General features: G+C 48.8%; 12 protein-coding genes. 6 read left to right on the top strand and 6 right to left on the bottom strand.

The features are described from left to right. Positions 1 to 28: 28 nt before the first annotated feature. Complete coding sequence (locus BUB16_RS05440; protein WP_073060382.1) at positions 29 to 964, bottom strand: UbiA family prenyltransferase; 936 nt, start codon at positions 962 to 964, stop codon at positions 29 to 31. Between the two features lie 335 nt (positions 965 to 1,299). Between BUB16_RS05440 and BUB16_RS05445 the strand changes: the two genes are divergently transcribed. Beyond that, positions 1,300 to 2,226 (top strand): 3-methyladenine DNA glycosylase, encoded by a 927-nt coding sequence (locus BUB16_RS05445; protein WP_244545644.1) that lies wholly within the window; start codon positions 1,300 to 1,302, stop codon positions 2,224 to 2,226. 120 nt (positions 2,227 to 2,346) lie between these two features. Here BUB16_RS05445 and pyk read toward each other — a convergent pair whose 3' ends face one another. The 3 genes from pyk to BUB16_RS05460 form a co-directional block, all read right to left on the bottom strand. Beyond that, on the bottom strand, positions 2,347 to 3,780 hold the full coding sequence (gene pyk, locus BUB16_RS05450) for a pyruvate kinase (protein WP_073060385.1): 1,434 nt from the start codon (positions 3,778 to 3,780) through the stop codon (positions 2,347 to 2,349). Positions 3,781 to 3,940: 160 nt separating this feature from the next. After that, positions 3,941 to 5,353, bottom strand: coding sequence for a GWxTD domain-containing protein (locus BUB16_RS05455; RefSeq protein ID WP_084088052.1), 1,413 nt, complete (start codon positions 5,351 to 5,353; stop codon positions 3,941 to 3,943). A gap of 219 nt (positions 5,354 to 5,572) precedes the next feature. Beyond that, positions 5,573 to 6,076 carry a cupin domain-containing protein gene (locus BUB16_RS05460; protein WP_073060587.1) on the bottom strand — a complete coding sequence of 168 codons (504 nt, stop codon included), beginning with the start codon at positions 6,074 to 6,076 and terminating at the stop codon, positions 5,573 to 5,575. Between the two features lie 320 nt (positions 6,077 to 6,396). On the opposite strand from BUB16_RS05460, the gene BUB16_RS05465 reads away from it, so the two are divergent. From BUB16_RS05465 to BUB16_RS05480, 4 genes are all read left to right on the top strand, one after another. Continuing rightward, complete coding sequence (locus BUB16_RS05465) at positions 6,397 to 7,179, top strand: electron transfer flavoprotein subunit beta/FixA family protein (RefSeq protein ID WP_073060386.1); 783 nt, start codon at positions 6,397 to 6,399, stop codon at positions 7,177 to 7,179. Between the two features lie 274 nt (positions 7,180 to 7,453). After that, positions 7,454 to 8,428, top strand: a complete 975-nt coding sequence (locus tag BUB16_RS05470) for an electron transfer flavoprotein subunit alpha/FixB family protein (RefSeq protein ID WP_073060389.1) — start codon at positions 7,454 to 7,456, stop codon at positions 8,426 to 8,428. A 156-nt stretch (positions 8,429 to 8,584) separates the two neighbouring features. Continuing rightward, a complete protein-coding gene (locus tag BUB16_RS05475) occupies positions 8,585 to 9,910 on the top strand; it encodes an FAD-dependent oxidoreductase (protein WP_073060392.1) in 1,326 nt (441 codons plus the stop codon). Beyond that, the gene (locus BUB16_RS05480; protein ID WP_073060395.1) at positions 9,907 to 10,209 is read left to right on the top strand and encodes a ferredoxin family protein; all 303 of its coding nucleotides are present in this window, start codon (positions 9,907 to 9,909) and stop codon (positions 10,207 to 10,209) included. Before BUB16_RS05475 ends, BUB16_RS05480 begins: the two co-directional genes overlap by 4 nt. Positions 10,210 to 10,396: 187 nt before the next feature. On the opposite strand, the gene thpR is transcribed toward BUB16_RS05480, so the two are convergent. Together thpR and BUB16_RS05490 are read right to left on the bottom strand one after the other, a co-directional pair. After that, on the bottom strand, positions 10,397 to 10,930 hold the full coding sequence (gene thpR / locus BUB16_RS05485) for an RNA 2',3'-cyclic phosphodiesterase (protein ID WP_084088053.1): 534 nt from the start codon (positions 10,928 to 10,930) through the stop codon (positions 10,397 to 10,399). Then, complete coding sequence (locus BUB16_RS05490) at positions 10,930 to 11,214, bottom strand: acylphosphatase (protein ID WP_073060402.1); 285 nt, start codon at positions 11,212 to 11,214, stop codon at positions 10,930 to 10,932. The genes thpR and BUB16_RS05490 overlap by 1 nt, the downstream gene beginning before the upstream one ends. A 166-nt stretch (positions 11,215 to 11,380) precedes the next feature. Here BUB16_RS05490 and BUB16_RS05495 point away from each other — a divergent pair, with 166 nt between their 5' ends. Then, the gene (locus tag BUB16_RS05495) at positions 11,381 to 12,319 is read left to right on the top strand and encodes a hydrogen peroxide-inducible genes activator (RefSeq protein WP_073060405.1); all 939 of its coding nucleotides are present in this window, start codon (positions 11,381 to 11,383) and stop codon (positions 12,317 to 12,319) included. Positions 12,320 to 12,417 lie beyond the last annotated feature (98 nt).

Consider the following 12,417-nt stretch of genomic DNA (forward strand, 5'->3'; position numbering starts at 1 on the left):
TTTTTGGTGTCAGGAGGGCACAACGCATTTATTTTAACAACCATTCAACAAAGGCAAAAGAGTTTAAAAAATCATTATGCTTGGCAAACAGGGCTATCACCAGAAAGGAGACAAACGCCATGGAAGTCCGGTATTTTACCTGCATCACACTTCTATAATCTCCCTCGTTATGTGCCATCATTCCTTTTAGCTTCCTGTCTACCAGGATACCCGTAATTCCTCCCGTAATTCCGAATAGCAGTCCCAGCATCAAATGTTGCAATCCTATGGCTAAAGTCACCAGCAGCAATCCCACAGTAAAAGAAGCCTCAAAAAAACGCATAACCGTGTATTTGCCATAGGAAACGGCAAAGGTTCGATCTCCCCTTCGGAGATCTTCATTCTGCTGGTAGAGCTGCGATACCGGGTACAGGCTTAACAGGATGAAGGTTACGCCCGCGGCTGCCATCCATGTCGAACCGTAAAGTGGACCGAACCCTGTGGCATAATAGCCCAGCAGCACGGCATTACAGCCCGTACTGATGCCAATGGCAACAAGACTCTTGAGGGGACGTCCTTTCCAGCGGGACCATGGAGAAGAATACAACCAGAAAAGCAACATGCTCAACAGGTAGATTCCAACGAAAAAGGCCCCCATCGGAATAGCCAGCAAAAGTCCTATCATCTGGATAAGCAGGGAAGCGAACCACATCCACCGGACCATCGGTGGAGGGTTTGGCAGTCCCCCCACGGGCCCCTCGTCCCGGTCCCAAAACGAATTGTAGGCTGTCGCTCCCCCAAAAAGCAACAGATGTACATTCAGGAATTGTATAACAAACCATTGCAGGTTAAAATTCTCACTAAGGAGGGCTCCCAGCAAATAGGCACCCGACAGTATAAAAAGTTGATAATGAAGCCGTAGGTGTAACACGAAGTGCCAAACTTGATTACCCCAGCCCGCTTTGCCCCGGTTTGATTCAGCCACACATTATTGCTTATTTGTAAACATTCAACTGTAGCATACCAATTTTGGACGTATCAATCCACCGTGAAACAGCTGTTTTTTTAATAGTTTATTCGCCCTGCAAAGCCGTCGAAAGCCACATTTGCATCAACAGGAAGCTCTTTGCGAGGGGCCGGCCCGCGCATGGCCGGCCGGCGGCGAACCAGAGCTTCCGGACAACAGATACCTGGACTTTAGTCTGATCCGAAAATTTAACTATCTCAATCCTGTTCAACAACCGCTAATACACCGGGCTATTGCACCTGTCACCTGAATACTGCTGATAATATGCTGAAAAGATTGTTATATTACAGTATATGAATATGAAATCACCTGAGTCCACAACAGCACCCACAAATATTCATACCCGGCTTGCCCCCGGTGAATGGAAGCGACAGAAAGCCAGCCATGAACAGGCAATCGCGGAGCTCATCGATCCTTACCTGCAGCGTAGGAGCGAGCAGCAAAAAGATCCCGTTATGGACTTTTTGTTCGAATATTACGCCTTTCGTCCCTCGCACCTGCGCCGCTGGTCGCCAGGACTGGGTGTGCTGTTGCTCGAAGGAAATCTTCACGACTGGCCGTTCGACGAGATGAACAGCCGTGACAGCAGATATTTTCTCGATATTGGCCATTTTTCTCCGGACCGCCTCTCTTCACTGAAATGGATACTGGGCGTTTTACAGAATTCAGCGAACCGTCATCCCTCTTTCGGATGCTTCGGCATGCATGAGTGGGCCATGGTTTACAAGGCCGACAGGATCAGGCACGAATACCTTTCCCTGCGGATGGACAGGGATGAGCTCGCTGCTTTTGTGGAATCACGTCCCCTGGCCTGCACGCATTTTGACGCTTTCCGTTTTTTTACGGACGAGGCCAAACCGCAAAATAAGTTTAAACTGAACAGAGAGAACTTCAACAGCATGGAACAGCCCGGCTGTCTGCATACCAATATGGATCTGTACAAGTGGGCGTTCAAAATGTATCCCTGGATATCGAGCCGTACGATTCGTCGCGCGTTCGAACTGGCCGTCGAAACGCGTATCATCGATATGAAAGCCAGTCCCTATGACCTCCGGCACCGTGGATTGGAACCCATAAAAATTGAAACCGAACCGGGCCGACGGGAATACGTGGAAAAGCAGCATGCCATTTTCAAAAAATCAAAGCCCATTCGGGGACAGCTGATCAAAGAATACCGGCGGTTACTGGATTCCGCAAACCGGATTCATCTTGCCACATAGGCAGGTGGGAAGATAGTGCTCGTATTCGGAGGATGACCTGATTTTTGGTGAACAGTGGAAATGGGGATAGAGAAAACACGGTAAAGGGAGGGATATATCTGCGTAGCATCGCCTTCACGTCTATTCTATGGTACTTACCTTAATCATATTGGTCCGTCCTTTCTTTGCAATCGGCATACCTGTAGCGATGATAGCCCGTTCCCCGACCTGGGCGAGTCCGTGGGCCTTAAGGTAATCCTCCATCATCCGCACGCTCTCATCCGTATCAAATATTTCATCGATCTTTACGGGCTGAACGCCCCAGACCAGTCCCAGTTGACGGCATACTTCGTCACTTTCGGTAAAAGCCACCAGCGGTACGCGGGGACGAAATTTGGCAATTCGCCGCGCTGTTGTGCCCGAATGGGTAATTGTACTGATAACACGGGCCTCTACATTATCGGCGAGCACTACACACGAATAAGCCAGTGATTCAATAATCTGTTTTTCCTTCCATTCCGGCTGACGATAATCAAGACTGCGATACATATCGGGTGCGTTCTCTTCGACAGACCGACATATTTTATCCATGGTCTCGATGGATTCCACGGGATATTTACCGGCGGCGGTTTCCCCGGAAAGCATCACCGCGTCGGTGCCGTCAAGTACGGCGTTGGCTACATCCGAGCTCTCAGCACGGGTGGGACGGGCGTTTTCCACCATCGATTCCAGCATTTGTGTAGCGGTAATCACCGGTTTCCCGGCTTTTCGGCACTTGCCAATAATATTTTTCTGTACCAGCGGCACTTTCTCACTGGCTATCTCGATTCCGAGGTCGCCTCGGGCAACCATAATGCCATTCGACTCCTCTATAATTTCATCGATCACCTCTACCGCTTCGGGTTTTTCAATTTTGGCAATAATACCGGCATTGGAACCCTCAGCGCGCACTCGTGATATCACATCCTGAATATCGCCGGCCGAACGTACAAACGACATTGCAAAGTAGTCGACCCCCTGTTTTGCGGCAAATTCCAGATCTTTAACATCTTTATCCGTCAGCGACGACATGGAAAGGTCAACGTCCGGCAGGTTTACGCCTTTCCGTGATTTTAGCAATCCCCCTACGACTACCTGGGCTACCAGGCTGTCTGTATTTTTTTTAATAACCTTGAGCTCAAGCAATCCGTCGTCGACCAGAATACGGTTCCCTTCCGAGGCATCCTGTACCAGGTACGGATAGTCAACGGGAATACGTTCAGAGGTCCCCTCCACCTCTTCCGTCGTAATCGTTATGTAATCTTTCTCTTTTACCAGTTGTCCCCCTGCCTTCATGGTACCCACCCGTATTTTGGGTCCCTGCAAGTCCGCTAAAACAGGCAAACTGACCTCATACCGGTCGGCTACTTTTCGAATATTTTTAATAACCTCGGCATGCTCATCGTGCGTACCGTGTGAAAAGTTAATTCGTGCTACGTTCATACCGTTCCGAACCAGCGCATCTATCTTCTCTTCCGAATTGCTGCTGGGACCCAAAGTACAAACAATTTTTGTTCGTCGTTCGCCTGTATTCATCTACGTTCTGATATTTCCAAAGTTATAAATTCACTATAGGGTAATTAAGGTATAAAGCACTTTTAAAACCAACCAATGAAAGCGCTTTAATGTATGAAATAAAATTCGGAAACGATATCTGGAGATGAAGATGAAACGGGATTGGGTGACTAATGTCCCATCATATCTGTCGGGTAAGGATTTGGCCGGTCAGCCATAGCTGGCGCTGCTGGTATTGAACGGTATAATAATAGTTGCTCCGACGCAGCAGGTAGTGATAAAACGGGAAATACTGGTTTTTCAACTTGGGCTGATCAAAATAGTAAGAGTAATCCGGATCGCTGTGGTTATAGGAGTAATACCATATCAGCTCTTTCAGGCGGTCTCTGGTATACCAGGGAGCGCCAAAAAGCACATAGATCATCCCCAAATCGGTTTTCCAGCCCTCTTTAAAATTGGAAAATTGCTTATTGGCATCTTCCACACGCTGGTAGTACAGCTCAATAACCTGCCGGGCCCGGTTGGTGTTGCCTATTTTTTTTAACCAGAACCGATCCACTTCTTTCTTCAGGGAATCTGCGTCCGAAATTTCCATCATCTCTTCATGGTCCCCCTCTCCCATCAGGTATATCAGGGGACGTGCCAGCTCTCTTGCTGTGCTGATGTTCGGATAGTTTTTGCTTTTAACGCCAAAGTCACGGGCTTTAAACAGCTCTTCTTCCTCACCGCGCCGGGCATTCACTGCAAAACGATAATTGCCGCGGCCCGGGGTGGCGAACTTGTATTCAATATAGGTACTGCTGTAATCCGTTAAAACACGCTGGCTCGATTGCAGCTCGGTTTCCTCATCATAGTCAATGCCTTTATACTCTATAGAAGAGGGACTGTAATTGGAATAATGCATCGGCCGCGGGTAGCTGGTATCCGATTCAAAGTGAACCAGCCGCGACCGGATCTGCATGCGCTCGTCGGTTCGCGGACTGATTACCTGAAATACGAAACGCAGCGAATCTACTTTTCCCTTTACATCATAGGTGTTGAGCTGCTCCCAATCTCCCCCGTCACTCTCTTTTCCGAACATCTGGATGTTTGACAGGTTATAATCTCCCTGCTCGGTTTGCGGGATGGCCGTTTCGACTGATTGGGTAATATTCTTTTCGGTATTCAAATCCGTTATGCTGACCAGCACCCGGTATCTGCTGGGATCAACGGCATGAGTAAAAGTCAAATCCAGGGCTTCACGGCTAGATGTGATGGCCTGATCGGTACTCTTCACTGTCCTTTCCATCTGATTGGAAACAAGGATGTTGTCAGAATTTTCCAGGTCCTGAACCTGGTATTCTACCAACATGCGCGCCTGCAGCGTATCATTTTCTTCCTTATAGATAAGACTTCCTTTCACGACTTCAGCCGTAATTTCAAGCATGGTATTATTCTGCTCATCAACGAATCCAAAGGCAGCGGTACGGAATTCAGGATGCCCGGCCTTGAAATTATATCCCGTACCCCGTTCAATATCCAGGTTCCTGGAAGCGCTGCACGATACCAGAAAAACCGCAAGAAAAGGCAACATGTAACGACTTATACGCTTCATAAAAGGTATATTAAATGTTTTACACCCACTCTTTATTTTAACGATCTGAACAGGTTTTTGTTATTGACAGACCTCCTGCAACTATTACAATGTAGAAACCAGATATATAAGAATAAAATTTTTCTGCCAAATAGCTATTTTATTTTTACTCTTGTACGCCTCGGTTTATGTGAATGAAAGCTTTGTTCTCCGTTCGGCTTTCACCGTTAGCAACCCGGGCTACCGTCCAAAATCATCCTGCAGGCGGACAATATCATCTTCATCCGAAGGATGGGCGGGATCGGTATGCTGCCATATCTCTGCAATCACACCCCACTTATCCAGTCCGACCAGCCGATGCCGTTCTCCCTGCTTTACCGTAATAACATCACTGTCACCATACTCCTCAAGATCGCCCTGCTCATCCGTTTCGCTTGTCACAACCCCCGCCGGTCCTTTGATAACTTTCCATATCTCGGCGCGCCGGTGATGATATTGCCAGGATAACCTTTTGCCGGGCGCTACCATAAGAACCTTGGGACTCAGTTTACCTGCTATGGTCAAGTCGCCCATGGAGAGATGAGAAAAATAAGTACCGGCAAACTCCTGTGCCTGTTGCTCGTCAATGACAAAAAAACCGCCCCAGGGACGTTGCCGATCCTGGTCAACAATGGTAAATCCCTTATTTTCAATCTTTTGAGCCATTTTTTCAAAAATCTCTTGCTTTTCCGATGGTATACGCATAAAGAGTAAATTGATTAAGAAATAACGGACTTGGCGATTGAATTCCATTGACAATGCCTCTGAAATAAGATTACGATCCGGCCAGCGGAACTACCTGCGCAGATCTCCCTGAAAATAGCAAATAATATCATCTTTTAAAGCATAAACTGCGTATAACAACCTCCTAAATCACCCACCTGGTTCAGTCACTACCCCTCTCGCCTTCACAACGGCAAGCAGGCCGGAGGAGGAGAAGGGGCACTGAAAATTTAAGGCCAGGTTTTGTATATTAGGCCTGAGGTGAGATAACTATTCCCTATTCTAATTGAAATTTTTGCGTTATGAAATTTTATATTTGTATAAAACAGGTCCCCGACATCAATGCCCCTGTCCAAATCAAAAACGGTGATCTGATCCGGGATACTGACCGCACGGTCCTTAACGCTTACGACGCTTCAGCAGTAGAAGAGGCCCTGGTGCTTACGGAAAAGAACGAAGGAGAAGAGGACGGGGAAGTGGAAGTAGTACTGGTCGGTCCCGACAATGCCTCGGAAACCATTCGCAAGGCGCTGGCTATGGGAGCCGACAAAGCGACCCACATCCGGACCGACGGGAACACCGACTACGATTCTTCGGTCTATGCTAAAATTTTAGCGAGCTTTTTTAAGGACAAGGAATATGATGTCATTTCGTGCGGAAAGCAATCCCAGGATACAGATGCCGGGCTGACCGGAAGTATGCTTGCCGAATACCTGGATCTTCCCTACGCCACCAATGCGGTGGGACTTCAAATGGAGGGCAACCAGCTTATTGTAACACGCCAGGGTGATGCGGGACGGGAGGTCATCGCCCTGCCGGGCCCCTGCCTGGTTACCTGCTCTAACGACATGAACGAACCCCGGATTCCCAGCTTGAAAGGTATTATGCAGTCAAAGCGCAAACCGGTGGAGACTATCGGTCTCGAAACCTTGGAGATGGAGGAAGCTGATCTTCAGACGCAAACAACAGTGACTGGTTACAGGGAGAAGCCGGAGCGTGAGGCAGGACAAAAATTTGAAGGCGACCCGGAAGAACTGGCACATAAAGTGGCGAAGCTGCTGGATGAGGAGGCAAATGTCATATAGGCCATCAGCCGTCTGTCTTCAGCACTCCGTTACCCTTCCGTTGAAACCGAGAAACCCGGTATATGACTGCTGGCCTGTTTTGCAGGATATTATTATTGAAGCTGTTAAATTACTAATCGAGGACTTTGAAAAACCAGTAATTCCAGACAATATCAAAGCACGTGCGAATTCAAAACCCTGGCATATAAAGCATCTGTGAGGATTTTGCATGCTCAAAATGCAGCAATTGGCCAAAAAACGGTTTTGCAAAGCCCTTTAATCAATTTTATAAACCATGAGCACTTTACTCACCCATATTGCTATCAGCGACGGCACCATCAAGCGATCTTCACTGGAGGTTTTATCTTATCTCCGGCAACAGGCGGATACTCACGGGCATGACGCAGAAGCGGTGATCATCGATGCCGCCGCTTCGGACTTTGTCGAGCAGGTCCGGCAATACGGTGCTTCAAAAATTTATACGGTGGAAGATCCTGTTTTTAAAAATCATATAAATACCCCTCTCCTGAAGGCACTTGCTCTGGTCATGGATAAAGCCGATCCGTATCTTTTTGCATTTGCTTCCACCGAAGGCACTAAAGACATCCTGGGGGCTTTGGCAGCTAACCAGGATGCGGCAGTACTCTCTGACGTGTCGGCTTTTGAACTTACCGGCGACGGTATCAAGGCTACCCGTCCCGTTATGGCGGCCAAGATTCTTTCGGAAAATGAAGCCCGCGGTGATAAAATTCTTATCTCTGTCCGCTCGGGCTCCTATGAAGCAAACCCCAAAGGAGCGGATGGTGAGGTGGTGAATATCGATTTCAGTATCGATGAAAATGAAATTCAGGCTACGCTGCGCGAAATTATTGGTGCCTCCGGTGACAAGGTCGATCTATCCGAGGCGGAAACGATTGTTGCAGCGGGACGCGGGACCAGGGATGAAGAAGGACAGCGGCTTGTTACCGAATTGGCCTCGGTTCTTAACGCAAGTATCGGTGCGTCAAGGGCCCTGACGGAGGCCGGCATTCTTGATCCCAGCCTTCAAATCGGCCAGACCGGGAAAGTGGTTTCGCCCCGGCTTTATATTGCTGTGGGTATCTCCGGCGCTATCCAGCATGTAGCGGGGATGGCCAGCAGTAAAGTGATTGTGGCCATCAATAAGGATCCTGAGGCTCCTATTTTCGATATTGCCGATTACGGCATTGTGGGCGATCTCTACAAGGTGCTGCCTCCTTTTATTGAAGAGTTGAAAAACATTAAGCGGTAAGAACAATACGAAACAGCCCCGCCGGGAGCCTGTCAGGCATAGGAGATTGTATTAAGGGAATGCAGTAAACCATGATCATCCGACAGACTCCTGCCCGTAATGTTTATAGCGCGTTGCGTAGTTGAAAGCTGTTATCGATAATTAAACCCCCTAACTATGGATGAAAAGTTTGACTGTATTATCGTCGGAGCGGGTATCGCCGGATTAGCTGCGGCCATGATCCTGGCTCGCAATAATATGAAGTTCCTGCTTATTGAAAAAGGCGACTTTGCCGGAGCCAAGAATGTATCCGGCGGCGTGCTTTGGGGGACGGACCTGGCCCGGCTGGTACCCGAATACTGGAAGGAAAAAGACGGCGGCTGGGAGCGGTTCATCAATCACCGGCGCCTTACTTTTATGGACGAGCAGTCGACCTTTTCCCTGGATTTTAAATCGTCTCACTTTGACGAACCTCCCTACTCCGGCGTGGTTGTGTTGCGCTCGAAATTCGACCGGTGGCTGGCTGAGAAGGTCCAGGAAGCCATCGACGAGAGTGACTATGCTATGGAATCATTCATCGCGACCAATATCAAAGTAGACGAGGTGCTCATGGAAGATAATAAAGCAATGGGTATCCGTACGGGTGACGAGGAATTCCATACCGACAGCGTCATTATCGCCGAAGGGGTCAATAACCTGCTTAGTCGTCAGGTGGGACTCCAGGACGATTATGTACCCGCTGATCACATGCTTACCGGTATTAAGGAAGTCATTCGCTTTGATCAGAAGGTGCTGGAAGACCGCTTCCAGCTGGACGGACTCAGCGGAATGTCGAATGAGTTTGTCGGCTATGCGACCGACGGGGTGGAAGGCGGCGGCTTTCTCTATACCAACCGCGATACGATTTCACTCGGACTCGTGGCCGGCATCAAGGATATGCGGGAGAAGGAGAAAAGTCCCCACGATATCCTGAACCACTTCAAAGAACATCCCGTCATCCGGGATACCATCAAAGGGGGCGAGGTCGTGGAATACTCGGCACATGTGGTCTCTTCCGGCGACAAACGCGTCATGCCCAGACAACTCTATAAAGACGGGGTCCTGCTTTGCGGCGAAGCGGCCAACCTGCTGATCAATGCCGGAAAGGCGATACAGGGAATGGACTTTGCGCTGCGATCAGGCATTATAGGGGCCGAAACCATTATAAAAGCAAAAGAGCAGGGGGATTTTTCCAGCCGTACCCTGCAGGAATACCGGCAGGCACTGGATGACAGCTATGTGATGAAAGATATCAATAATTTCCAGGATGCGGTACATATGCTTCACAGTCCCGAAATGTACCGGGACATTCCCAACCTGGTCTGTGATTTTGGCCGTACATTCTTTACCATCGATAACCAGCCGACCCAAAAATCGCGCAAGTTGTTCTCAGCGTCCGTTAAAAAGCACTCTTCCTATTGGGATCTTATTAAAATTGGATTTAAAGGAGCTAAATCATTATGAAACTGCTTACTCTTTCAGAACGACTCGGGCTGGTCAGCTATCGTAACCAGGCCAAATCCGACATCAAGCCTCATATCAGGGTCGATACAGACATCTGCAACTCCGTCTGTCCCCATAAATGCACCACCTACGTTTGTCCCGCTAACTGCTATACCATGGACGAGGACGGCAAAGTCCACTTCCAGGTCGAAGATTGCATCGAATGCGGGACCTGCATGTATGCGTGCGACCAGGGGGCGGTGGACTGGAATTATCCCGATCCGGAAATCGGACGCGGGGTAACCTGGAATTTCGGCTGAGCTGTACGCAGGGCAGTATCCTTCCTCCTGCTCCTGCCCTGCTGTCAAAAACGCCCTCCATCTGTCCATTTTCACCTCCCCCTCTGAAAAGCGGCTTCTCTTGCTCTGTCAAGCCGTTTCCTTCTCACCCATCCTGCTGCCGCCGCAGCTTCTTATGTCAAGATCCTTTTCACTTCCTGCCTCTTGCTCACTGGAGCGGAAAGCCTGATACCCTTTTATGAACAGCGCCATCGGATTGCAATATGCTTTCGTACATTACAAATTCCCTCACGGATACGTCCGGAATCGCAAACTGCTTGTGTTGGTTGATCAACGAGCGGATGTCGCGCCTGGTTACCCCCTGGATACGTCCAAGGGTGATGTGAGGCTTAAAGGGGCGCTCCTCGGGATCGAATCCCAGGGCGACACATTTCTCCTCAATCCGGTCCTTCAGCTTCTTCAGTTCAGCAGCATTCGAAATGCCGGCCCATAATATCCTGGGAGGTCCTTTTTGCGGGAAGCAGCCTAACCCCTTGATCTTCATTGAAAATTCCTGTTGACGAACAGCGCTTAATTCACTGACCAGTGGATCCAGCTGTTCTTCCCGGGTGTCCCCCAAAAACTTCAGTGTTATATGCAATTGGCTCCGGCGCTGCCACCGCACCCCCTCGACCGGTTGTTCCAAATCGGCCAGCCGGTCCCGAACAGACTCCGGCAGCGGTATGGCTACAAACAGGCGCATCAGTGATAGCGAACTTCAAACGTATCGTAATCTTCGTCGGCCTCTTCCACCTCCACATCAATATTATCGACCCGGCTGGCCCCCGGCCCCTTCTCACACCGGTTCACCATTTCCCGAATATGGTCTATCGGTCCTGCAAAAACCGCCTCCACGCGTCCGTCGGGTAGATTTTTCACCCACCCGAATACCCCAACTTCTTCGGCATTAACTTTTGTAAAGTGGCGAAAACCAACCCCTTGTACTCGACCTTCTATAAATATGTGCGCTTGTTGCATATCAATTATCTCCTGTATTATCTCTTTTGATACAAAAATTTTTATTTTACATCCGTTAGCGTCAAAGGTACCAATCTATCAGGAAATATCTAACTTTCAATAATTTATAGTCATAAAGTTTGTATAATTCACTGATGTTAATTTAACTTTTACTTTGAACAGACCTTCATTCCCGATGACACTCACGCAACTTTCTTATATTGTGGCCGTCGATCGCTACCGTCATTTTGCCACCGCAGCCGAAAAGACCTACGTGACCCAGCCGACGTTAAGCATGCAGATCCATAAGCTGGAGGATGAGTTGGGGATCACCATTTTCGACCGTTCGAAGTCCCCCGTCATCCCTACCGAAATCGGTGAAAAAGTGATTACCCAGGCTCAAAAAATACTCAAGCAGGCCAAACATATCGAAGATCTGGCATCGCTGAGTGAGGAGGAACTGCACGGGACCTTTCGAATCGGCATTATCCCGACTATTGCCCCCTACCTGCTGCCCCTCTTTTTGCGTAATTTCAAGGAGAGGTATCCCGATGTGCGGTTGGTATTTGAAGAGGTAGTGACGGAGGAACTTCTCGATTTATTGGACGATGACTACCTCGATATCGGTATCATTGCCACTCCTGTGGAACGGGGCAATATTTTCGAGGAAGAACTCTATTATGAACCGTTTATCGGCTATATCTCCCAGACCCACCCGCTGGCGACAAAAGAAACCATTACGGTGGACGACCTGGAGGTATCCAACCTCTGGTTGCTGAATGAAGGCCACTGCTTCCGCGATCAGACGGTAAAGCTCTGCAAGAAGTTCAGGAAAAATAAGCTGGAAGATCCCGACATTGAGTTTGAAAGCGGCAACCTGGAGACCCTTAAACAGCTGGTAGAGCAAAATTTCGGAATGACCCTGCTGCCGTACCTGGCTAAAAAACAGATCGACGAACAGTGTGCCAAAGCTCACCTCCGCTACTTTCGGGATCCAGTGCCCCAGCGAAAGGTGCGAATGATATACGGGCGCGAGTACCTGAAACAGAACATCATTCAGGCTTTTAAAAAGGAAATTTTAGATGCAATTCCACCCGAACTTAAGAAAAAAGAAGAAGGAGTGCTTGTGGAATAGACTCTCTGCGGCGGACCTTCTCGGCTGCAAATTCACAATATCCTTATCCCGGCTTCGGGTCCCCCCCGAAAAGTCCGACAGGCGTTTAATATATTTAT

This window comes from Fodinibius roseus, assembly GCF_900129315.1.
Lineage (GTDB): Bacteria > Bacteroidota > Rhodothermia > Balneolales > Balneolaceae > Fodinibius > Fodinibius roseus.

What these genes read in the sequence shown, in the direction of transcription:
- BUB16_RS05445 (WP_244545644.1), top strand. Translation starts at nt 1,300, where the DNA reads ATGAATATGAAATCACCTGAGTCCACAACAGCACCCACAAATATTCAT.
- pyk (WP_073060385.1), bottom strand. Translation starts at nt 3,780, where the DNA reads ATGAATACAGGCGAACGACGAACAAAAATTGTTTGTACTTTGGGTCCC.
- BUB16_RS05455 (WP_084088052.1), bottom strand. Translation starts at nt 5,353, where the DNA reads ATGAAGCGTATAAGTCGTTACATGTTGCCTTTTCTTGCGGTTTTTCTG.
- BUB16_RS05460 (WP_073060587.1), bottom strand. Translation starts at nt 6,076, where the DNA reads ATGCGTATACCATCGGAAAAGCAAGAGATTTTTGAAAAAATGGCTCAA.
- BUB16_RS05465 (WP_073060386.1), top strand. Translation starts at nt 6,397, where the DNA reads ATGAAATTTTATATTTGTATAAAACAGGTCCCCGACATCAATGCCCCT.
- BUB16_RS05470 (WP_073060389.1), top strand. Translation starts at nt 7,454, where the DNA reads ATGAGCACTTTACTCACCCATATTGCTATCAGCGACGGCACCATCAAG.
- BUB16_RS05475 (WP_073060392.1), top strand. Translation starts at nt 8,585, where the DNA reads ATGGATGAAAAGTTTGACTGTATTATCGTCGGAGCGGGTATCGCCGGA.
- BUB16_RS05480 (WP_073060395.1), top strand. Translation starts at nt 9,907, where the DNA reads ATGAAACTGCTTACTCTTTCAGAACGACTCGGGCTGGTCAGCTATCGT.
- thpR (WP_084088053.1), bottom strand. Translation starts at nt 10,930, where the DNA reads ATGCGCCTGTTTGTAGCCATACCGCTGCCGGAGTCTGTTCGGGACCGG.
- BUB16_RS05495 (WP_073060405.1), top strand. Translation starts at nt 11,381, where the DNA reads ATGACACTCACGCAACTTTCTTATATTGTGGCCGTCGATCGCTACCGT.